General features: G+C 71.9%; 22 protein-coding genes and 5 tRNA genes. 7 read left to right on the forward strand and 20 right to left on the reverse strand.

From position 1 onward, the window contains the following. Positions 1 to 76: 76 nt before the first annotated feature. From JHAT_RS16360 to JHAT_RS16380, 5 genes are all read right to left on the reverse strand, one after another. Positions 77 to 1,201, reverse strand: a complete 1,125-nt coding sequence (locus JHAT_RS16360; protein WP_077798915.1) for an ATP synthase F0 subunit B — start codon at positions 1,199 to 1,201, stop codon at positions 77 to 79. Between the two features lie 131 nt (positions 1,202 to 1,332). Continuing rightward, positions 1,333 to 1,812 carry a pantetheine-phosphate adenylyltransferase gene (gene coaD, locus JHAT_RS16365; protein ID WP_077798916.1) on the reverse strand — a complete coding sequence of 160 codons (480 nt, stop codon included), beginning with the start codon at positions 1,810 to 1,812 and terminating at the stop codon, positions 1,333 to 1,335. Positions 1,813 to 1,838: 26 nt separating this feature from the next. After that, on the reverse strand, positions 1,839 to 2,426 hold the full coding sequence (gene rsmD, locus JHAT_RS16370; RefSeq protein ID WP_077798917.1) for a 16S rRNA (guanine(966)-N(2))-methyltransferase RsmD: 588 nt from the start codon (positions 2,424 to 2,426) through the stop codon (positions 1,839 to 1,841). Between the two features lie 55 nt (positions 2,427 to 2,481). Further along, positions 2,482 to 4,692, reverse strand: coding sequence for an ATP-dependent DNA helicase RecG (gene recG, locus JHAT_RS16375; RefSeq protein ID WP_077798918.1), 2,211 nt, complete (start codon positions 4,690 to 4,692; stop codon positions 2,482 to 2,484). Positions 4,693 to 4,742: 50 nt separating this feature from the next. Further along, positions 4,743 to 6,473, reverse strand: coding sequence for a DAK2 domain-containing protein (locus JHAT_RS16380; protein ID WP_077798919.1), 1,731 nt, complete (start codon positions 6,471 to 6,473; stop codon positions 4,743 to 4,745). A gap of 263 nt (positions 6,474 to 6,736) precedes the next feature. On the opposite strand from JHAT_RS16380, the gene rpmB reads away from it, so the two are divergent. Continuing rightward, entirely contained in the window at positions 6,737 to 6,922 is a 186-nt protein-coding gene (gene rpmB, locus JHAT_RS16385) for a 50S ribosomal protein L28 (RefSeq protein ID WP_003993230.1), read from the forward strand. Positions 6,923 to 7,112: 190 nt separating this feature from the next. Here the strand turns inward: rpmB and thiD are convergent, their stop codons facing one another. Together thiD and JHAT_RS16395 are read right to left on the reverse strand one after the other, a co-directional pair. After that, a complete protein-coding gene (gene thiD, locus JHAT_RS16390) occupies positions 7,113 to 7,916 on the reverse strand; it encodes a bifunctional hydroxymethylpyrimidine kinase/phosphomethylpyrimidine kinase (protein WP_077798920.1) in 804 nt (267 codons plus the stop codon). Beyond that, entirely contained in the window at positions 7,913 to 8,881 is a 969-nt protein-coding gene (locus tag JHAT_RS16395; RefSeq protein WP_077798921.1) for a thiamine-phosphate kinase, read from the reverse strand. The genes thiD and JHAT_RS16395 overlap by 4 nt, the downstream gene beginning before the upstream one ends. A 226-nt stretch (positions 8,882 to 9,107) precedes the next feature. Here JHAT_RS16395 and JHAT_RS16400 point away from each other — a divergent pair, with 226 nt between their 5' ends. Both JHAT_RS16400 and JHAT_RS16405 read left to right on the forward strand, forming a co-directional pair. Next, positions 9,108 to 9,341, forward strand: coding sequence for an Lrp/AsnC family transcriptional regulator (locus tag JHAT_RS16400; protein WP_077798922.1), 234 nt, complete (start codon positions 9,108 to 9,110; stop codon positions 9,339 to 9,341). Positions 9,342 to 9,361: 20 nt separating this feature from the next. Continuing rightward, entirely contained in the window at positions 9,362 to 9,844 is a 483-nt protein-coding gene (locus JHAT_RS16405; protein ID WP_077798923.1) for a DUF3515 domain-containing protein, read from the forward strand. Positions 9,845 to 9,874: 30 nt separating this feature from the next. Here the strand turns inward: JHAT_RS16405 and JHAT_RS16410 are convergent, their stop codons facing one another. The 3 genes from JHAT_RS16410 to JHAT_RS16420 all read right to left on the reverse strand — a co-directional run bounded on the left by JHAT_RS16410 (position 9,875) and on the right by JHAT_RS16420 (position 12,926). Continuing rightward, positions 9,875 to 11,032: a D-alanine--D-alanine ligase family protein gene (locus tag JHAT_RS16410; protein WP_077798924.1), complete on the reverse strand. Its 1,158-nt coding sequence runs from the start codon at positions 11,030 to 11,032 to the stop codon at positions 9,875 to 9,877. 92 nt (positions 11,033 to 11,124) lie between these two features. Then, entirely contained in the window at positions 11,125 to 12,135 is a 1,011-nt protein-coding gene (locus JHAT_RS16415) for an NAD(P)H-dependent glycerol-3-phosphate dehydrogenase (RefSeq protein ID WP_077798925.1), read from the reverse strand. Continuing rightward, positions 12,132 to 12,926 (reverse strand): 1-acyl-sn-glycerol-3-phosphate acyltransferase, encoded by a 795-nt coding sequence (locus JHAT_RS16420; protein WP_077798926.1) that lies wholly within the window; start codon positions 12,924 to 12,926, stop codon positions 12,132 to 12,134. The genes JHAT_RS16415 and JHAT_RS16420 overlap by 4 nt, the downstream gene beginning before the upstream one ends. A gap of 143 nt (positions 12,927 to 13,069) precedes the next feature. Between JHAT_RS16420 and cofC the strand changes: the two genes are divergently transcribed. Both cofC and JHAT_RS16430 read left to right on the forward strand, forming a co-directional pair. Then, positions 13,070 to 13,708 (forward strand): 2-phospho-L-lactate guanylyltransferase, encoded by a 639-nt coding sequence (gene cofC, locus JHAT_RS16425; protein ID WP_077798927.1) that lies wholly within the window; start codon positions 13,070 to 13,072, stop codon positions 13,706 to 13,708. A 9-nt stretch (positions 13,709 to 13,717) separates the two neighbouring features. Next, complete coding sequence (locus JHAT_RS16430; protein WP_077798928.1) at positions 13,718 to 13,921, forward strand: hypothetical protein; 204 nt, start codon at positions 13,718 to 13,720, stop codon at positions 13,919 to 13,921. Positions 13,922 to 14,015: 94 nt separating this feature from the next. Here the strand turns inward: JHAT_RS16430 and JHAT_RS16435 are convergent, their stop codons facing one another. The 4 genes from JHAT_RS16435 to leuC all read right to left on the reverse strand — a co-directional run bounded on the left by JHAT_RS16435 (position 14,016) and on the right by leuC (position 17,336). Beyond that, complete coding sequence (locus JHAT_RS16435) at positions 14,016 to 14,666, reverse strand: HU family DNA-binding protein (protein ID WP_077798929.1); 651 nt, start codon at positions 14,664 to 14,666, stop codon at positions 14,016 to 14,018. A gap of 136 nt (positions 14,667 to 14,802) precedes the next feature. Beyond that, on the reverse strand, positions 14,803 to 15,033 hold the full coding sequence (locus JHAT_RS16440; protein ID WP_077798930.1) for a hypothetical protein: 231 nt from the start codon (positions 15,031 to 15,033) through the stop codon (positions 14,803 to 14,805). A 273-nt stretch (positions 15,034 to 15,306) separates the two neighbouring features. Beyond that, entirely contained in the window at positions 15,307 to 15,900 is a 594-nt protein-coding gene (gene leuD / locus JHAT_RS16445; protein ID WP_077798931.1) for a 3-isopropylmalate dehydratase small subunit, read from the reverse strand. Between the two features lie 5 nt (positions 15,901 to 15,905). Beyond that, positions 15,906 to 17,336, reverse strand: a complete 1,431-nt coding sequence (gene leuC / locus JHAT_RS16450; protein WP_077798932.1) for a 3-isopropylmalate dehydratase large subunit — start codon at positions 17,334 to 17,336, stop codon at positions 15,906 to 15,908. Between the two features lie 197 nt (positions 17,337 to 17,533). On the opposite strand from leuC, the gene ndgR reads away from it, so the two are divergent. After that, positions 17,534 to 18,250, forward strand: a complete 717-nt coding sequence (gene ndgR, locus JHAT_RS16455) for an IclR family transcriptional regulator NdgR (protein ID WP_010984119.1) — start codon at positions 17,534 to 17,536, stop codon at positions 18,248 to 18,250. 149 nt (positions 18,251 to 18,399) lie between these two features. Then, positions 18,400 to 19,047 (forward strand): MerR family transcriptional regulator, encoded by a 648-nt coding sequence (locus JHAT_RS16460; RefSeq protein WP_077798933.1) that lies wholly within the window; start codon positions 18,400 to 18,402, stop codon positions 19,045 to 19,047. Positions 19,048 to 19,093: 46 nt separating this feature from the next. Here JHAT_RS16460 and JHAT_RS16465 read toward each other — a convergent pair. From JHAT_RS16465 to JHAT_RS16490, 6 genes are all read right to left on the reverse strand, one after another. Next, positions 19,094 to 19,166, reverse strand: a tRNA-Glu gene (locus JHAT_RS16465). Between the two features lie 44 nt (positions 19,167 to 19,210). Continuing rightward, a tRNA-Gln gene (locus tag JHAT_RS16470) sits at positions 19,211 to 19,282 on the reverse strand. A 21-nt stretch (positions 19,283 to 19,303) separates the two neighbouring features. Next, positions 19,304 to 19,376: transfer RNA gene (locus JHAT_RS16475), tRNA-Glu, on the reverse strand. 62 nt (positions 19,377 to 19,438) lie between these two features. Further along, positions 19,439 to 19,511, reverse strand: a tRNA-Glu gene (locus JHAT_RS16480). 39 nt (positions 19,512 to 19,550) lie between these two features. Beyond that, positions 19,551 to 19,622 (reverse strand) — tRNA-Gln (locus JHAT_RS16485). A gap of 93 nt (positions 19,623 to 19,715) precedes the next feature. After that, complete coding sequence (locus tag JHAT_RS16490; protein ID WP_077798934.1) at positions 19,716 to 20,450, reverse strand: HAD family hydrolase; 735 nt, start codon at positions 20,448 to 20,450, stop codon at positions 19,716 to 19,718. Between the last annotated feature and the right edge of the window lie 204 nt (positions 20,451 to 20,654).

The following is a 20,654-nucleotide window of genomic DNA, read 5'->3' on the forward strand; positions in this document are numbered from 1 at the left end:
CGTACGCGCGACCGAAGAGCCAGGATACTGGACCTTTCGCTCTCGGCCCAATCCGGCCCCGGGGCCGGTGCCCGGACTAGTGCCCGCGGCCCTGCTCGTAGGCCCTCAGCTGCTCGGCACTGATCATGCTGGTGTCGAAGAGGCTGGTCTCGTCGAGGGCCCCCGGCTGGGCCGGCGGCAGCTGCGGGGGCTGCTGGGGCTGGGCGTAGCCCTGGGCGTCGTAGGCGGGCTGCTGGGGGTCGTAGGCGGGCTGCTGGGCGTCGTAGCCCTGATACGCGTAGGGGTCGGCGGTCTGCTGCTGGTAGCCGTACGCGTCCTGCTGGTCGCCGTAGGGCTGCTGGTAGCCGCCGTACGGGTCGGGCTGCTGCTGGGCGTAGCCGTACGCCAGCTGCTGCGACGGCATCTCCGGTACGGCCGGCGCCTGCGCCGCCGCCGGCTGCTGCTCGCCGTACTCCCGCTGCCGGGGCTGCTCGGCGGGGGCGTCCGAGAGGGCCGCGAGGCCGGCGAGGTAGTCGGCGTCGCTGGAGTGCTGGACGGTGCTGAGGTCGTCGGCGAGGGCGCCGAGGTCGTCGGTGGCGATCCGGCCGTGCAGCTTCTGGCGGCCCCGGCCGACGGCCTCCAGGGTCTTGGCCAGGACCGCCTCGAAGGCACCGAGCTTGGTGTCGACGTAGGTGTCCGCGTCGCGGCGCAGCGTCTCGGGGTCGTGGCTGCGCTCGGGGGCGTCCTCGTCCTCGTGGCCGTTCTCGTCGAGGCCGGGTCCGGTGCCCAGCAGCTTCTCCCGGCCCCGGCCGACGGAGCCGAGGGTCTTGGTGAGGACGACCTCGAAGTTGGCGAGCTTGGAGTCGACGTAGTCGTCGGCCTCGGCGCGGATCTCCTCGGCCTCCTGACGGGCCTCGGCGAGGATCCGGTCGGCCTCGGCCTGGGAGCGGCGGGCCACTTCCGTGTCGGCGATCAGGGAGCCGCGTTCGGCGTGCGCGCTCTCGATGATCCGCTCGGCCTCCTGGCGGGCCTGCTCGACCAGCTGATCGCGGTCGCCGATCAGCTCCTGGGCCCGGGCGAGGGAACCGGGGAGCTCGGCGCGCAGCTCCTCCAGCATGGAGAGGAGCTCGGCGCGGTTGACCACGCACGAGGCCGACATGGGCATGGCGCGGGCGCCGGAGACCATCGCGGTGATCTCGTCGAGCTTCTTCTGCACGTCCACCGTGTGCTCGCCACTCTCTACAGCTGTGTTGGAGACGGACGGGACGACTGTACGACCCCGGGGTGTCGTGGGGACACCGGGTGACGGATCGTCGGTCTCCGCAGGCGGCGCGGGAGCGTGCCGGGGCGCGCTCAGTCCTTCCTCAGGCGTTCCGAGAGGGCTTCGAGGACCAGCGGCGGCACCAGGTGGGAGACGTCGCCGCCCCAGGTCGCGACCTCCTTGACCAGGGAGGACGACAGGAAGCTGTAGGTGGGGTTGGTGGGGATGAAGAGGGTCTCCACACCGGAGAGGCCGTTGTTCATCTGGGCCATCTGCAGCTCGTAGTCGAAGTCGCTGACCGCACGCAGGCCCTTGACGATGGCCGGGATCTCGCGCTGCTTGCAGAAGTCGACGAGGAGGCCGTGGAAGGCCTCCACGCGGACGTTCCCGTACTCGGCGGTGACCTGGCCGATGAGGTCGATCCGCTCCTCGATCTCGAACAGGCCCTTCTTGGCCTGGTTGATCATCACCGCGACGTAGACCTCGTCGTAGAGACTGGAGGCCCGGGCGATGATGTCGAGATGTCCGTTGGTGATCGGGTCGAACGACCCGGGACAGACGGCGCGGCGCACTTGATTTCCCTCGCTCTCCGGTCCGGTCATCGTGCGTCTTCGCACGTAGAGGCGGCGCGACCGTACCAAAACGTTCCCTCGCCGTAGCGACGGGCCCTGATCGCCTCGAAGCCGTCGGGCCAGCCGAACGTCCCGCCTCTGGTGCTGCGCTCCACGGTGACGAGCGCTTCTTCGGTGAGCCAGCCCTCCGTGCGGAGTGTGAGCAGGATCTCCCGAAGATCGTCGTCGGAGACGGCGTACGGCGGGTCGAGGAAGACGATGTCGTACGGCTCGGCCGGGGCCGGGGTGCGGATGACCTGTTCCGCTCTGCCCGTCCTGACCTCGGCGCCCGGCAGGCCGAGGGACGTGGCGTTGTCCCGGACGGTGCGGGCGGCGCGGGCGTCGGCCTCGACGAGCAGGACGTGCCCCGCGCCCCGGGACAGCGCCTCCAGGCCGACGGCGCCGGATCCGGCGTACAGGTCGAGGACCCGTTCGCCGTCGAGGGGGCCGCCGAGCAGGGACTGCCAGGTGGAGAAGAGTCCCTCGCGTGCGCGGTCGGAGGTGGGGCGGGTACCGGTCCCTGGCGGGACGGCGAGGCGGCGCCCGCCGGCTTTGCCGGCGATCACGCGGGTCATCTCTGTGTCCTTGTCGGTGTGCTCGGGTGGACGGACGGTGTCCGGTCCCAGTCTGTCAGCCCTTCTCCAGGTACTGCTCCCTCTCCTCGTCCAGGAGGGCGTCCAGGGCCGTCCGCAGGCCGGGGAGGCTCGTCAGTTCCGGGTCGGCGGCGACCACCGCCGCCGCCTCCTGCCTCGCCTCGGCGATGATCTCCTCGTCCTCGATGACCGCGAGGACGCGCAGGGAGGTGCGGGCGCCGGACTGGGCCTGGCCGAGGACGTCGCCCTCGCGCCGCTGTTCGAGGTCGATGCGGGAGAGCTCGAAGCCGTCGAGGGTGCCGGCGACGGCGCCCAGCCGCTGCCGGGCCGCGCTCGCCTCGGGCATCTCGGTGACCAGCAGGCACAGGCCGGGTGCGGAGCCGCGGCCGACGCGGCCGCGCAGCTGGTGGAGCTGGGAGACGCCGAAGCGGTCGGCGTCCATGATCACCATCGCGGTGGCGTTGGGGACGTTGACGCCCACCTCGATGACGGTCGTGGCGACCAGGACGTCGGTCTCCCCGGCGGCGAAGCGGCGCATGACGGCGTCCTTGTCGTCGGGCTGCATGCGGCCGTGCAGCACCTCGATCCCGAGGCCCTGGAGCGGGCCCTTCGCGAGCTGCTCGGCGACGTCGAGGACGGCGAGCGGGGGCCGCTTCTCGGCATCGTCGGCGGGTGGCCTGCCCTTCTTCCCGGGGGCCTCGTCCTCGTCGCCGATGCGCGGGCAGACGACGTACGCCTGATGGCCGTTGGACACCTCCTCGCGGACCCGTTCCCAGGCGCGCGCCAGGAAATGCGGTTTGTCGGCGGCCGGGACGACGTGGCTGGCGATCGGGGAGCGGCCGGCCGGGAGCTGGTCCAGGACGGAGGTCTCCAGGTCGCCGAAGACGGTCATGGCGACGGTGCGCGGGATGGGCGTGGCGGTCATGACGAGCAGGTGCGGGGGCTGTTTGCCCTTGCCGCGCAGGGCGTCGCGCTGCTCGACGCCGAAGCGGTGCTGTTCGTCGACGACGACCAGGCCGAGGTCGTGGAACTGCACCTTGTCCTCGATCAGCGCGTGCGTGCCGATGACGATGCCGGCCTCGCCGGTGGCCAGGTCGAGCAGGGCCCGGCGGCGGGCGGCGGCGCCCATCGAACCGGTGAGCAGCACCACCTTGGTGGCGTGCTCGGCACCGCCCAGCATGCCTCCCTCGGCCAGCTCGCCCATCATCTCGACGACCGACCGGTGGTGCTGCTGGGCGAGCACCTCGGTGGGCGCCAGCATCACGGCCTGCCCGCCGGAGTCGACGACGGCGAGCATGGCGCGCAGGGCGACCAGGGTCTTGCCCGATCCGACCTCTCCCTGGAGCAGCCGGTGCATCGGGTGGTCGGTGGCGAGGTCGTCGAAGATCTCGCGGGACACCTTCCGCTGGCCGTCGGTGAGGGTGAAGGGGAGGCGGTCGTCGAAGGCCGTCAGCAGGCCGTCGGGGCTCGGTTTCCTGGGGACCGCGGGGAGTTGGGTCTCGGCGTGGCGGCGGCGGGCCAGGGCGACCTGGAGGACGAAGGCCTCGTCCCACTTCAGGCGGGCGCGGGCGTCCTCGATGTCCGCCTTGGTGTGCGGGCGGTGGATCTTCAGGAGGGCCTCGGGCAGGGAGACCAGGCCGCGGCCCTCGCGCAGCGAGTCGGGCAGGGGGTCGACGGCCTCCTGGGCGCTGGGCAGGATCGTCTGGACCGCCTTGCCGATCTTCCAGGACTCCAGCTTGGCGGTGGCCGGGTAGAGGGGGATCAGGGCGCCCGCCCAGGACTCGACGGGCTCGTCCCCGTCCTCGGTGCCGCCGCGCAGCAACTCGTACGCCGGGTGGGCCAGTTGGAGGCGGCGGTTGAAGACGGAGACCTTGCCCGCGAACATCGCCCGCGTGCCCGGCAGGAGCTCCTTGTGGGGCTTGTGGACGCCGTTGCCGAAGAAGACCAGCTGGAGACGGCCGCTGCCGTCCGTGATGGTCACCTCGAGGCGCTGTCCCTTGCCGCGCGGGGCCTTGGACGAGGCGAAGGTGTGCAGGCGGGCGTCCGCGACCTGGGCGACCACCGTGACGTGTTCGTCCATGGGGAGGTCGGCGAGGTGGGTGAGCTGGCCGCGCTCCTCGTATCTGCGGGGGTAGTGGTGGAGGAGGTCGCCGACGGTGTGCAGGCCGAGATGCTCGGCCATCACCTTCGCGGTGGCGGGGCCGAGCACCTTCTTGAGGGGTTCTTGCAGTGCGGGCACGGGGTCCATTGCACACCACGCCACTGACAACGCCGCCCGCCCCGCCGGGAAGGGGCGCGCTACTCCACGCCGATCAGGAGCAGCGCCCCTTGCCGGCCGCCTCGGTAGACGACCGTGTCGACGGCGAGGTAGGCCCCGCGGACCCGTGCCTCCAGGGTGTCCGCGAGGGGCTCCGGGGCGTCGTCGCCGAGTACCAGCGTGACCAGTTCGCCGCCCGCCGCGAGCATGCGGTCCAGCACCGTCCCGGCCACGGTCGTGACGTCCGCGCCGATCACGGCCACGTCACCGTCGATGAGGCCGAGGACGTCGCCGGCCTGGCAGATGCCGGCCGTCGTCCAGGAGCGGTGCTCGGCGACGGTGACCTCGGCGTAGCGGGTGGCGCCGGCCGCCGAGGTCATCGCCACGACGTCCTCGTCGAAGCGCCGCTCGGGTTCGTGCACGGCGAGCGCGGCGATGCCCTGGACCGCGGAGCGGGTCGGGATCAGGGCGACGCGGACGCCCTCGGTGCGGACCTGCTCGGCCGCCGCGGCGGCGGTGTGGCGCAGCTCGGCGTCGTTGGGCAGCAGCACGACCTCGCGCGCGTGCGCCCGCCGCAGGGCCTGGACGAGCTCCCCGCTCGCGGGCGGCTCCCCGGCGCGCGCGAGCACCGCGGTGGCGCCGGCCTCGGTGTACAGCCCGGCCAGTCCCTCGCCGGGCACGACGGCGACGACGGCGCGCTGGGCCCGTTCCCTCGGCGGGCGCTCGGCGCCGGTGGTGTGCACGTCGCCGTGTCCGAAGTGGGTGATCCGGATCCGGTACGGCCGTCCGGCCTCGATGCCCGCCTCCACGGCGGCGCCGGCGTCGTCGACGTGCACGTGGACGTTCCACAGCCCGTCGCCGCCGACCACGACGAGCGAGTCCCCGAGGGCGTCGAGCCGCTGCCGCAGCCGCGTCACGGCGGTGTCCCCGGCCTCCAGGAGGTAGGTCACCTCGAAGGCGGGGCCGTCCGTCGCGGGGCACTCCCCGGTGGTCTCCCGGCCGGCGTGGTCCACGCGCGCGGGCGGCACCGCCGTCGCCGCTCCCGCCGCCGGCGTCCGCCCGGTGAAGGTCTCGACCAGGGCGGCGAGCACGGTCACCAGGCCGTGCCCCCCGGCGTCGACCACTCCGGCGCGTTCCAGGACCGGCAGCTGTCCGGGGGTGGCGGCGAGGGCCGCGCGGGCGCCCTCGTAGGCGGCGTGGGCCACGGCGGCGCAGTCGCCCTCGGCCCTCCCGGCCGCGTCGGCGGCGGCCGAGGCGACCGTGAGGACGGTTCCCTCGACCGGATGGGCCACGGCCTGCCGGGCGGAGTCGGCCGCGTGCCGCAGGGCCAGCCGCAGGCCCGGGCCGTCGGTGTGAGCGGACTCACCCGGGGCGGTGAGCACGTGGGCCAGGCCGCGCAACAGCTGGGCCAGGATGGTCCCGGAGTTGCCCCGGGCGCCGATCAGCGCCCCGTGCGCCATGGCGCCGACGGCGTCGGCCAGCGTGGGGCCGTCGGCCGCCCCGGCCGGGTCCGTGTCCGGGTCTCCCGGGTCCGTGTCCGTGTCCGGTCCGGCCGGTGCCCGGCCGACCTCGTGGGCCGCGAACACCGCCTCCACGGCGGCGGCGGCGGACTCGACGGTCAGGTAGAGGTTGGTCCCGGTGTCCCCGTCCGCGACTGGGTAGACGTTGATGGCGTCGATCTCCTCGCGCGCCCGCCCGAGTGCGCGCAGCGACAGGCCGCACCAGGTGCGCACCGCCAGAGCGTCGAAGAACCTCTGCGGCACCTGCGGCACCTGCGCCTCCCTGAGCTGCTGGACGTGGCAGGCAGCGTAGACCCCGGGTGGGTGCCCGCCGGAAGAGGGCCGGGGGCGGACCGCTGAACCGCCGTGGTAGTTTCGTTGTACGGGAGCAGCCGTTGTATGCTGCTCCGGTTGCCCGATCCGATCGGGCTCTCCCCCTGGCACCGCCACTCAGATCACGGACCGTTCGCGCTCGAGATCCTGTCCCGGCATGCCGGGATCAACCGTAAGTGCATCTGAAGTCTTTGGAGTGACCCGTGGCTGCCAACTGCGACGTCTGCGGCAAGGGGCCGGGCTTCGGCAACAACATCTCGCACTCGCACCGCCGTACGTCCCGCCGCTGGAACCCGAACATCCAGCGTGTGCGTACCGTGGTGGGCGGGACGCCGAAGCGCGTGAACGCTTGCACCTCGTGCATCAAGGCCGGCAAGGTCTCGCGCTGACGCGTCAGCTGAGCGCGCGGCCACTGTCCGGTCCGCTGCACTGAGCCGGTCCACTTCGGTGGGCCGGCTTTTTGCCGTGCCCGGATCCTGCCGTGCCCGGATTCTTCGGGGAGCACCGGCGTCTCCCGCTCGCTTCCCGCGCGCCGACCGCCCTCTTCCGGCGGCCGGCGCGGAGGGACGCCCCCCGGTGTCACGCCGAGAGCGTGTCCCGCCGCAGCTCCCAGCCGTGGTCCACGGGACCGATGCCGCCGCCGAGCGCGAATCCGGCCGCGATCGCGCCGGTGACGTACTCCTTGGCGGCCGTCACGGCCCGGGGCACCGTCTGCCCCTTCGCCAGGCCGCAGGCGACGGCCGACGCGAGGGTGCAGCCCGTGCCGTGCGTGTGCCGGTTGTCCAGGCGCGGGGCGCGCAGCCAGTGCTCCTCGGAGCCGTCCGTGAGCAGGTCCACGGCGTCGCCCGACAGGTGCCCTCCCTTGATCAGCACCCACCGCGGGCCGAACTCCAGCACGGCGGCGGCGGCCCGGCGCAGGTCGGCCTCGGACTCGACGCGCACGCCGGTGAGTTGCGCGACCTCGTCGAGGTTGGGCGTGGCGACGGTGGCCACCGGCAGCAGCTTGGTGCGTACGGAGTCCAGGGCGGAGGCGGCGAGCAGCGCGTCGCCGTGCTTGGAGACGCCGACCGGGTCGACGACGGCCGGGGCGTCGGTGGAGCCGATCAATTCGGCGACCGTCTCGACGAGTTCGGCGGAGGAGAGCATCCCGGTCTTGACCGCCTGCACGCCGATGTCGTCGACGACGCTGCGGTACTGGGCCCGGACCGCCTCCACGGGCAGCTCCCAGGCGCCCTGCACGCCGAGGGAGTTCTGCGCGGTGACGGCGGTGAGCACGCTCATGCCGTGCGTGCCGAGGGCGAGCATCGTCTTCAGGTCGGCCTGGACGCCGGCGCCGCCGCCGGAGTCGGACCCGGCCACGGTGAGGACCAGGGGCGGCCTCACGCCTCGGCCTCCCCGCCGAAGTGGTCCCAGCCGCCCTTGCTGGTCCAGGGCGCCCCGTCGACGGTCACCTGGGGCAGTGCCGAGGGGTTGAGGACCTCGCCGATGACCTTCCAGCGGGCGGGCAGCTTCACGTCGGGCGGGAAGGTCGCCACGATCGCGTGGTCCTCTCCGCCGGTGAGCACCCACTGCATCGGGTCCACGCCGACGGCCTGACCGATGTCGTTCATCTGGGACGGGATGTCGATCTGCCCCGAGCGGATGTCGATCCTGACCTTGCTGGCCTCGGCGATGTGGCCGAGGTCCGCGATCAGTCCGTCGCTCACGTCGCACATCGCGGTGGCGCCGAGCCCCGCGGCGGCCGGGCCCGCGTGGTACGGCGGCTCGGGGCGGCGGTGGGCCTCGACGAAGGCGCGCGGCGAGCGGAAGCCGCGGGAGAGCACGGCGAAACCGGCCGCGGACCAGCCGAGCCAGCCGGTCACCGCGACGAGGTCGCCGGGCTGGGCGCCGCCCCGGGTGACGGGCTCCTGGTTGCGCAGGTCGCCGAGGGCGGTGATGGACACGGTGATGGTGTCGCCGCGCACCACGTCGCCGCCGACCACGGAGGCGCCCGCGACCTGGCACTCGTCGCGCAGTCCGTCCATCAGCTCGGTCGGCCAGGTCACCGGGAGTTCGGCGGGCACGACCAGGCCGAGCAGCAGCGCGGTCGGCACGGCGCCCATCGCGGCGATGTCGGCGAGGTTCTGCGCCGCGGCCTTGCGGCCCACGTCGTACGCGGTCGACCAGTCGCGCCGGAAGTGCCGCCCCTCGACGAGGATGTCGGTGCTGGCCACGACCCGGCGGTCGGGCGCGGCGACCACCGCGGCGTCGTCGCCGGGACCGACCCGGACCGCCGGGGTGGAGGTGAGCCGGGAGGTGAGCTCCCTGATGAGCCCGAACTCCCCGAGCTCACCAACAGTGCCCTTCATTGCCTTACGCCCCTTCTGTCCCTGTCCGTGCCCGGTCGCGCGTCATCTCTGTCCTGGTTACGGTCGACATGGCCGTTGTCACGGTCGGCGTGTTCGTCGGCCCGTCCCATCACAACACCCCGGCGCGCGGGCCCGGCACCCCGCGGGTCTCCCCGCGGGGAGCGACGACGCGATACCGTGGCGTTCCTTTTCCCCACATGATCCTCGTGGCCGCTGTGGAGGTTCCGTGGTACAGGCGTACATCCTGATCCAGACGGAGGTCGGCAAGGCGTCGGCCGTCGCCGAGACGATCAGCAAGATCCCTGGAGTGATCCAGGCCGAGGACGTGACGGGACCCTACGACGTCATTGTCCGCGCCCAGTCCGACACCGTCGACGAGCTGGGCCGCATGGTGGTTGCCAAGGTCCAGCAAGTGGACGGCATCACCCGCACCCTGACCTGCCCGGTCGTTCATCTCTAGCCCCCGTCTACGCTGGGCCGGTGAACTCCTACCGTCACCGGCTCCTCCGCCTGCCCGCTCTCGCGTTGTTGATCGCCGCCGCAGGCTGCTCCTCGGCAGACGACAGCGTGTCGGCGGCGGTTCCCAGCCCGGACGCGAAGGTCACCGAGCTGTGCCAGAACCTGGACGAGGCGCTGCCGTCGACGGTGGACGGCCTGAACCGTGAGGATCCCGAGCCCGCCTCCGCGCTGACGGCGGGCTGGGGAAACCCGCTGATCATACTGCGTTGCGGGGTGGAGCGGCCCGCGGAGATGAACGATCCGGAGGCCGACGGCGTCGAGGTCGACGGTGTGGGCTGGCAGCTGCAGAAACAGAAGAACGGGGCGTTCCGGTTCACCACGACGCTGCGCGAGGCGTACGTCGAGGTGACGATCCCCGAGGAGCGCGCCGGGGACGGGATGGCGCCGTTGGTCGACCTCGCCCCCGCCGTGAAGAAGGCGATCCCCGAGGGGATCGCCTTCTGAGACGTCTGGGACGGCGGGATCCGTCGTGGGTCAGCGCAGGCCCGTGGGGCGCCGCAGCGCCGCCTGGACCAGCCGGTCCACCAGCTCCGCGTAGTCGATGCCGGTGGCCTCCCACATCTTGGGGTACATCGAGATCGGCGTGAAGCCGGGCATCGTGTTGATCTCGTTGATCACGAACTCGCCGTCCTCGGTGAGGAAGAAGTCCGCGCGCACCAGTCCTTCGCAGGAGGCCGCGTCGAACGCCCCGACGGCCAGCCGCTGGACCTCGGCGGTCTCCTCGGGCGTCAGCGGGGCGGGCACGACACCGGGCGTGGAGTCGATGTACTTGGCCTCGAAGTCGTAGTACGCGTGGGCCGAGGGCGGCGGGATCTCGGCGGGGACGGAGGCCCGGGGGCCGTCCTCGAACTCCAGCACCCCGCACTCGATCTCCCGGCCGCGCAGGGCCGCCTCGACCAGGATCTTCGGGTCGTGGCGGCGGGCCTCCTCGATCGCCTCGTCGAGCCCCGCGAGGTCGTCGACCTTGGTGATGCCGATGGAGGAACCCGCGCGGGCGGGCTTCACGAACAGCGGCCAGCCGTGCTCGCCGGCGAAGTCCACGATCCTCCCGCGGGCGCCGGAACGGTCCTGCTCCCACTCGCGCGGCCGGATCACCACGTACGGGCCGACCTTCAGCCCGTAGGAGGTGAACACCGCCTTCATGTACTCCTTGTCCTGGCCGACGGCCGAGGCGAGCACGCCCGAACCGACGTACGGCACGCCGGACAGCTCCAGCAGACCCTGCAGGGTGCCGTCCTCGCCGTAGGGGCCGTGCAGCACGGGGAAGACGACGTCGACCTCGCCCAGCGCCTTGGGCACGGAGCCGGGTTCGCTGTAGACGACCTCGCGGCTGGCGGGGTCGACGGGGAGCACCACGGTGCCCTCGGCCGACTCGGCGAGCTGGTCGACGCTCGGGGTGCGCCGCTCGGTGATCGCCATGCGCTCCGGCTCGTCGGCGGTGAGCGCCCAGCGCCCGTCCTGGGTGATGCCGATCGGCAGGACGTCGTACTTCGTCCGGTCGATGGCCGCGAGGACGGCGCCGGCGGTGACCACGGAGATCCCGTGTTCGGAGCTGCGCCCGCCGAACACGACGGCCACACGCGGTCTGCGAGGCGGCTGCTCGGGGCTCTGGGGGAGGTTCTCGGTGCTCATATCGCGTCGAGAGTACCCGCCCGCGGTGCCGCGAGACAGCGTCGGCGGGGCCGCGTGGCGCGGGCGGCACCCGGGTGCCGGTCCGGCGTCGCTCAGCGTCGCTCGGGCTTCGCGCTGCGCGACATCAGCTCCTTGAGCGCGACCGACGGAGCCTTGCCCTCGTGCACGATGCCGACGACCGTCTCGGTGATCGGCATGTCGACGCCGTGCCTGCGCGCCAGGTCCAGCACCGACTCGCAGGACTTGACGCCCTCGGCGGTCTGCCTGGTCACCGCGACGGTCTCCTCCAGGGTCATGCCCTTGCCGAGGTTGGTGCCGAAGGTGTGGTTGCGGGACAGCGGCGAGGAGCAGGTCGCCACCAGGTCGCCGAGGCCGGCGAGTCCGGAGAAGGTCAGCGGGTCGGCGCCGAGGGCCATGCCGAGCCGTGTGGTCTCGGCGAGGCCGCGCGTGATGAGCGATCCCTTGGCGTTGTCGCCGAGGCCCATGCCGTCCGCGATGCCGACGGCCAGCCCGATGACGTTCTTCACGGCGCCGCCGAGCTCGCAGCCGACGACGTCGGTGTTGGTGTAGGGGCGGAAGTACGGGGTGTGGCAGGCGGTCTGCAGGCGCCGGGCGACGGCCTCGTCCGGGCAGGCGACCACGGCGGCGGCCGGCATGCGGGCGGCGATCTCCCGGGCCAGGTTGGGGCCGGTGACCACGGCGATGCGCTCGGCGCCGACCTCGGCGACGTCCTCGATGACCTCGCTCATCCGCATCGCGGAGCCGAGTTCGACGCCCTTCATCAGCGACACCAGGACGGTGTCCGGTGCCAGCAGGGGCGTCCAGTCGGCCAGGTTGGCGCGCAGGGTCTGCGAGGGGACCGCGAGGACGGTGAAGTCGGCGTCCCGGGCGGCCTCGGCGGCGTCGGTGGTGGCCCGCAGGTTCTCGGGGAGTTCGATGCCGGGCAGGTAGTCCGGGTTGGTCCGGGTGGAGTTGACGGCGTCGGCGAGTCCGGCGCGGCGCCCCCACAGGGTCACGTCGCATCCGGCGTCGGCGAGGACCGCGCCGAAGGCGGTGCCCCACGACCCGGTGCCGAAGACGGCCGCCTTGACGGGCTTGCTCACGTTCCCTGCCCTTCCGCCTGCTTCCCCTGCGGCGTCTGCGTCCGTGCCGCCCGTGCCTGCGCCTGTGTCCGGCGGCGCTGCTCGATCCGTTCGCGGCGGGGGTCGTACGGGGTCTCGGGCGCCTTCTCGCCGCGGATCTCCTCCAGCTGGCGGGTGACGGCGGCCATGATGACCTCCGTGGCCTCCTTCAGCAGGTCGGCGGTCATCTCCTTGTCGTAGAAGCGCGACAGGTCGACCGGGGGTCCCGCCAGGACGCGGTGGGTCTTGCGCGGCAGCAGGTTGGGCTTCTTGGCGTACGGGGGCAGCAGTTCGTTGCAGCCCCACTGGGCGACCGGGATCACCGGGCACTTGGTCTGCAGGGCGACGCGCGCGGCACCGGTCTTGGCGGTCATCGGCCAGCCGTCGGGGTCGCGGGTGAGGGTGCCCTCGGGGTAGAAGGCGACGCACTCGCCACGCTCCACGGCGTCGATCGCGGCCCGGAAGGCGCTGAGCGCGTCCGTGCTCTCGCGGTAGACGGGGATCTGCCCGGTGCCACGCATCGCGGCGCCGACGAATCCCTTCTTGAAAAGGCCGCTCTTCGCGAGGAATCGCGGCACGCGCCCGGTGTTGTACTGGTAGTGGGCGTACGCGAAGGGGTCGATGTGGGAATTGTGGTTCACGGCGGTGATGAATCCACCGTCGGCCGGCATGTTCTCCATTCCCCGCCAGTCCCGCTTGATCAGAACCACCAGCGGCGGTTTGCAGATCACCGCGGCGAAGCGGTACCAGAAGCCGATTCTGCGGCGGGGCACGCGGACACCTTTCCTCCAGGGCCTGGGGCCGGACAAGTGTCGCCCCGGGCCGCCCGTCTGTCGAGAACACCGTACGCCCCGGCGAGTGGACCGCCAGATCCCCCAGGTGACAATGGCGGCGACGAGAGAAGGACGGAACGCTCGTGCAGTGGACCTTGGTCGTGCCCGTGAAGACCCTCGCCCGGGCCAAGAGCAGACTGGCCGACACCGCGGACGACGGGGTGCGGCCGGGTCTGGCGCTGGCGTTCGCGCAGGACACCGTGGCGGCCGCGCTGGCCTGCCCGGCGGTGACGGATGTGGCAGTCGTCACGGACGACGTCCGGGCGGGCCGGGAGCTGGCGAACCTGGGCGCCCGGGTCGTTCCGGACGAGCCGGGCGGTGGTCTGAACGCCGCTCTGGCGCACGGGGCGGCGGCCGTGCGGGCGGCCCGGCCCGAAAGTCCGGTGGCCGCCCTGAACGCCGATCTTCCCGCTTTGCGACCGAGGGAATTGACGCGGGTACTGGGGGCGGCCGCGCAATTCCGGCGCGCCTTTCTCCCGGACGCCGCGGGAATCGGCACGACCTTGCTGGCCGCCGCGCCGGGCCGCGAATTGTCCCCCGCATTCGGCCCGGATTCCCGGGCCCGCCACCATGCGTCGGGCGCGGTGGAACTGTGCCTCGACGCGGTGGATTCCGTACGGCAGGACGTCGACACCGGCGGTGACCTGCGGACCGCGCTGGCGCTGGGGGTGGGACCGCATACGGCCGCGGTGGCGGCGCGGTTGCTGATTCCCGGGCAGTAGGCTGCGGGCATGCAGGCGACCGCATACACGTACGACCCCGACAGCCGCAGCGGGCAGGTACTGCTCGACGACGGCACTCCGGTGCCCTTCGACGCCGCGGCGTTCGACGCGGGGGGCCTGAGGCTGCTGCGGCCCGGGCAGCGGGTGCGCGTCGAGACCGAGGGAACGGGTGCGGACCGCCGGATCACGCTGGTGACGCTCCAGACGTTCTGATCCGCCGGGCGTCGCACGGCCCCGGACACGCCGCGGGCCGGACTCCCTGGGGAGTCCGGCCCGGCGCGTGGGTGCCCCTCGGCCCCGTCGCCCGTCACTTCTTGCGGGCGGTGGCCTTCTTGGCGGTGGTCTTGCGGGCGGTCGACTTCTTGGCCGGGGCCTTCGTGGCCGTGGCCTTCTTCGCGGGCGCCTTCTTGGCCGTCGTCTTCTTCGCGGCGGCCGTGGTGCTCTTGGCGGCGGACTTCTTGGCCGGGGCCTTCTTCGCCGTCGCCGCGCCGGCGGTCTTCTTGGCGGTGGTCTTCTTCGCCGCCGCGGTGGTCTTCTTCGCCGCGCCCGTGGTCTTCTTCGCCGCTCCGGTCGCCTTCTTGGCGGCGGCCTTCTTGCCCGCGGCCTTGGCGATGGTGGGCGACGGGCCGGACAGGCTGCCCTTGGGGGCCTTCTTGACCGCGATGTCGTTCTTCGGGAGCTTCTTCGAGCCGCTCACCAGGTCCTTGAAGCCCTGTCCCGCGCGGAAACGCGGCACCGAGGTCTTCTTGACCCGAACCCGCTCGCCCGTCTGGGGGTTGCGGGCGTAACGGGCCGGACGGTCGACCTTCTCGAAGGAACCGAAGCCGGTGACCGAGACCCGGTCCCCAGCGACCACCGCACGGACGAGGGCGTCCAGGACCGCGTCGACAGCGTCGGCAGCCTGCTGCCTGCCGCCCAGCTTGTCGGCAATCGCTTCTACGAGCTGCGCCTTGTTCACGTCTTCCCCTTCGGAGACATCGCCAGAACGAATCTGTTCAAGCCTTTTCGCACGTTAGGCAGATATATACCGCAAATCAAACACGAAACGGGCTAATCACCCTTGTGCCGCAACGGACTCGGTGATCTCGGCCTGTTCAGCGTTCCCCTTCGGGGAATCGCCCCTCGTCGAGGTCCGCGGTGAACCGGTCCAGACGCCTTGCCGCACCGGCGAGATCGTGTTTGGCCGCGGCCGTAATGACCAGCAGCTTCCGGGTCAGCGCCATCCGTACGCCCTCCGGGACTTGCAGTGCGCGCACTCTTGTGTGCGCTTCCTTGAGCCGGACCGCGACCGCCGCATAGAGCTCGAGTTGGCCGTCGTTGTCCATGCACAGATTGTGCCATCTGGGGCGAGTTGTCGCCTGCGCAGGGGGCAACTGCCGTCCCGGACGACCTTCCGGGCTCACGCGGAGTCTGGGGTTCCACGACGCGTGTACCCCACCAATCACATCCGTAACGTGGGAAGTTGACCATCCGGCCGAGGGCTCCGGGTCCCGTCCGGGCCCCGACACGGCCGTACCCCCGATCGGACCGATCGGGGGTACGAGGAGAGCGCCGAGTGGCCGAAACTCGACCGTGTGCGCAGCCGGATCGGCCGCGGGTCAGACCTGGAGCGTCTGCGGCTTGAACGACGGGCGCTTCGCCTCGTAGGCGGCGATGTCCGCCTCGTTCTGGAGGGTGATCGAGATGTCGTCCAGCCCGTTCAGCAGCCGCCAGCGGGAGTTCTCGTCCAGCTCGAAGGAGGCGGTGATGCCCTCGGCGCGCACCTCACGGGTCTCGAGGTCGACGGTGATCTCCGCCTCGGGGTCCTTCTCCGTGAGCTCCCACAGCGCGTCCACGATCTTCTGGTCGATGACCACCGTGAGCAGGCCGTTCTTCAGCGAGTTGCCGCGGAAGATGTCGGCGAAGCGGGAGGAGATCACGGTCTTGAAGCCGTAGTTCTGCAGTGCCCAGACCGCGTGCTCGCGGGAGGAGCCGGTGCCGAAGTCGGGGCCGGCGACCAGCACGGTGGCGCCCTGCCGCTCGGGCCGGTTGAGCACGAACTCCGGGTCCTTGCGCCAGGCCTCGAAGAGCCCGTCCTCGAACCCGTCCCGGGTCACCTTCTTGAGCCAGTGGGCGGGGATGATCTGGTCGGTGTCGACGTTGCTGCGGCGCAGCGGGACGGCCCGGCCGGTGTGGGTGGTGAATGCTTCCATGACTCTCAGACTCCAGCGGGCGTGGGGGCGTCGGCGGCGGACAGGTCGGCCGGGGAGGCCAGGTGGCCCAGTACGGCCGTCGCGGCCGCGACCTGCGGCGACACCAGGTGGGTGCGGCCGCCCTTGCCCTGTCGTCCCTCGAAGTTGCGGTTGGAGGTGGACGCGGAGCGCTCACCGGGGGCGAGCTGGTCCGGGTTCATGCCCAGGCACATCGAGCAGCCCGCGTGCCGCCATTCGGCGCCGGCCTCCTTGAAGACGACGTCCAGGCCCTCGGAGACGGCCTGCAGGCCCACCCGGGCGGAGCCGGGGACGACCAGCATCCGTACACCGTCGGCGACTTTGCGGTCCTTGACGATCTCGGCGGCGGCGCGCAGGTCCTCGATGCGGCCGTTGGTGCAGGAACCTACGAAGACGGTGTCCACCTTGATGGAGCGCAGCGGCTGACCGGCCTCCAACCCCATGTACTCCAGGGCCTTTTCGGCGGCGAGGCGCTCCGAGGCGTCTTCGTACGAAGCCGGGTCGGGGACGGCGGCGGAAAGCGGCGCGCCCTGGCCCGGGTTGGTGCCCCAGGTGACGAACGGCGACAGCTCGGCGGCCTCGATGACGACCTCGGCGTCGAACTCCGCGTCGTCGTCGGTGCGCAGCGTCTTCCAGTAGGCGACCGCCGCGTCCCAGTCCGCGCCCTCGGGGGCGTGCGGGCGGCCCTTGAGGTAGGCGAAGGTGGTCTCGTCGGGGGCGATCATGCCCGCGCGGGCGCCGGCCTCGATCGACATGTTGCAGATGGTCATCCGGGCCTCCATCGAGAGCTTCTCGATGGCCTCGCCCCGGTACTCCAGGATGTAGCCCTGGCCGCCGCCGGTACCGATCTTCGCGATGATCGCGAGGATCAGGTCCTTGGCGGTGACGCCCTCGGGCAGCTCACCGTTGACGGTGATCGCCATGGTCTTCGGGCGGGCCATCGGCAGCGTCTGGGTGGCCAGCACGTGCTCGACCTGGGAGGTGCCGATGCCGAACGCCAGCGCGCCGAAGGCACCGTGCGTGGAGGTGTGCGAGTCGCCGCAGACCACGGTGGTGCCGGGCTGGGTCAGACCCAGCTGGGGGCCGACGACGTGCACGACGCCCTGCTCGACGTCGCCCAGCGGGTGCAGCCGGACGCCGAAGTCCGCGCAGTTCTTGCGCAGCGTCTCCAGCTGGGCCCGGGAGACCGGGTCCGCGATGGGCTTGTCGATGTCGAGCGTCGGGGTGTTGTGGTCCTCGGTGGCGATGGTCAGGTCGAGCCTGCGCACCGGACGGCCGCTCTTGCGGAGGCCGTCGAAGGCCTGCGGGCTGGTCACCTCGTGCAGCAGGTGCAGATCGATGAAGAGGAGGTCGGGCTCGCCCTCGGCGCGCCGGACGACGTGGTCGTCCCAGACCTTCTCCGCGAGTGTCCTACCCATCGCTTTCCCTTCGGTCGGCGACGAGGCGCCGACCCAACTAGTGATCTTGGGGAAGCGGTGCCCGCACCCCTGTGATTCCGGGCAACCGCCACCAGGCCCGTGCGTCACGGGCCGTTGTGACTTCCTGCCGTCCAGAGTGGCGGGTTCCACGGAAAATTGAACTTGCGTTTCACAGAGTGAGACGGGAGTATCGTTGCATGGACAACAGTAGCGGCGTCGGCGTTCTGGACAAGGCGGCCCTCGTCCTGAGCGCTCTGGAGTCCGGTCCGGCCACCCTCGCGGGGTTGGTCGCGGCGACCGGACTGGCACGACCCACGGCCCACCGCCTGGCCGTGGCGCTGGAACACCACCGTATGGTGGCGCGCGACATGCAGGGCCGTTTCATCCTCGGCCCGCGCCTGGCCGAGCTGGCCGCGGCGGCCGGCGAGGACCGGCTGCTCGCCACGGCGGGCCCGGTGCTCACCCACCTCCGCGACGTCACGGGCGAGAGCGCCCAGCTCTACCGCCGCCAGGGCGACATGCGCATCTGCGTGGCCGCGGCCGAGCGGCTGTCGGGCCTCAGGGACACCGTCCCGGTCGGCTCCACGCTCACCATGAAGGCCGGCTCCTCGGCGCAGATCCTGATGGCCTGGGAGGAGCCCGAGCGCCTCCACCGCGGCCTTCAGGGCGCCCGTTTCACGGCGACCGCCCTGTCCGGCGTGCGCCGCCGGGGCTGGGCCCAGTCGATCGGCGAGCGGGAGCCCGGCGTCGCGTCCGTCTCCGCCCCGGTGCGCGGCCCCTCCAACCGCGTGGTGGCCGCCGTCTCGGTCTCCGGTCCCATCGAGCGTCTGACCCGCCACCCGGGCCGGATGCACGCCCAGGCGGTCATCGACGCCGCCGGCCGCCTCTCCGAGGCCCTGCGCCGCACCGGTTGACCGCACCCCGCCGGCATTCGGCCGGGAACGGGCCCGCCTCAACGCCGCGGCAGTCCCGTCCCCGGCCTCACGCCTTCCGTGCCGGTGAGCGGCACCCGCCCGGCGCCGCATGTTTGGATAGTGTCGGTACCCGAGGAAGGGCGCAAGGGATGCGACTGGCCGATCTGAGCAAGCGCAGCGGGGTCTCCACCGCGACGATCAAGTACTACCTGCGCGAGGGCCTGTTGCCGCCGGGCCGGCAGGTCAACGCGACCACGGCCGAGTACGACGAGGGGCATCTGCGCAGGCTGCGTCTGGTGCGGGCGCTGATCCAGGTGGGCAAGGTGCCGGTGGCGACCGCGCGGGAGGTGCTCGGGCACGTCGACGACGACTCCCTGGGCCGCACGATCCGGCTGGGGGCGGCCCTGTGGGCGCTGCCGCAGGACGCCGAGCCGGACGAGGAGGATCCGGCCGTGATCGCGGCGCGGGCCGAGGTGGACCGGCTGCTGGAGATGCTGGGCTGGGAGACCGCCCGGGAGATGGCGCCCCTCTCCCCCGTGCACCGTTCGCTGGTGGTGGCGGTGGCGGCGCTGCGGCGGCTGGACTATCCCTGGGACGCGGAACTGATGGCCCCGTACGGGGAGTTGATGCACGAGGTGGCTCGGCGGGACCTGGATTTCATGGAGAGCCGGGCCACGGAGGAGAAGGAGAAGGTCGAGCTGGCGGTCGCGGCGGCGGTGCTCTTCCAGCCGGTGCTGCGGGCCCTGCACCGGCTGGCGCAGGAGGAGGAGTCGGCGCGGCGGTACGGCATCGAGTGAACGCCGAAGGGGGCTCCCGCCTCAGCGGGAGCCCCCTTGGGACTCGTACCCCCGACCGGATTCGAACCGGCGCTACCGCCTTGAGAGGGCGGCGTGCTAGGCCGCTACACAACGGGGGCGTGGACCCTGCAAGCGTTGAATATTACATCGCCGCAGGTCCGAGCTGGTCTACCTGGACTCGAACCAAGACTAACTGAACCAGAATCAGTCGTGCTGCCAATTACACCATAGACCAATGATGGTTTAGACCAGTCAGTACCCCCGACCGGATTCGAACCGGCGCTACCGCCTTGAGAGGGCGGCGTGCTAGGCCGCTACACAACGGGGGCCCTAGCGATCCTGCGTCGAGGTCAGCGGGAGCTACCCTGACTGTCCTCGCGGGAAGGATCTGTACCCCCGACCGGATTCGAACCGGCGCTACTGCCTTGAGAGGGCAGCGTGCTAGGCCGCTACACAACGGGGGCTTTGCGGATGATCTCCGCGGTGCAGATGAGCTCTGCGAGCTGGCCTACCTGGACTCGAACCAAGACTAACTGAACCAGAATCAGTCGTGCTGCCAATTACACCATAGGCCACTGGAACGCAAGCCCCAAGGGGGATCTTGTTCTAGCGTTGCGCTTCCGGTTCCCGGCCCTTTCGGCCCGCTCCCCGGCGGCGCAGGAAGAACATTACCCGAAGGTGGACGGGGCTCCAAAACGAGTAGCGGCGTCGAGGAGCGCGGGGAGTTCGGAGAGGGACGCGATACGGCGTGGTCCGGCGGGCGGGTCGACGGTCGCCCGGGCGCCGCCGCGGTCGATCCAGACCGACAGGAGCCCGGCCTCGTGGGCGCCGCGCCCGTCGATCTCCGGGTGGTCGCCGACGTAGGCGACCTCTCCCGGGGGCAGCGACAGGGCCTCGCAGGCCGCCAGGAAGGCGCCGGGCTCGGGTTTGGAGACGCCCAGCTCGGCGGCGCACAGGACGGCCTCGAAGCGGTCGTGCACACCGAGGATCCGCAGCTTGCGGTCCTGGACGGTCACGCTGGAGTTGGACAGCACGGCGTGCCGGTGGGTGCCGGCGAGGGCGTCGAGGACGGGCATCACGTCCGGGAAGAGGGACCAGGCGGCCTCGTAGTGGCCGACGTAGCGCTGGAACCAGTCGTCGGCCTCGGCGTCCGTCAGCCCGGGGCGGCCCAGGAAGACCCGGACGCGGTCGCGCCGCTGCGTGACGAAGTCCACCTCGCCGGCGGCGAAGCGGGCCCACTGCCGTTCGGTGGTCTCCCGCCAGCGCACGAGGGCCTCATCGGCCGATCCGTACCCGGCGAGCAGGCCCTCGGCCGCCAGGTGGGCGCGCATGCCCTCGCGGTCGGCGGTGGTGTAGTCGAAGAGGGTGTCGTCCACGTCCCAGACCACGGCGCGGATGCTCATGATCCGACGGTAACGCGCGGTACCGGGGCACGTCCGGTGATCGCCTCGCGCGGGCCGGCCGGTCGAGGACGTCGGACGGGGCCACGAAGAAGCAGGTGACCTCGCCGTCGGCCCCGCGGCCCGTCCAGGTGGGACGACCCCGTCGCCCCGGCCGGAGGGGTGGTCGAACGTGTCGCCCGGCGTGAACGGCCGGGTGTGGTCGCG

Source organism: Streptomyces sp. JHA26 (assembly GCF_002005565.1).
In the GTDB taxonomy this organism is placed as follows: domain Bacteria; phylum Actinomycetota; class Actinomycetes; order Streptomycetales; family Streptomycetaceae; genus Streptomyces.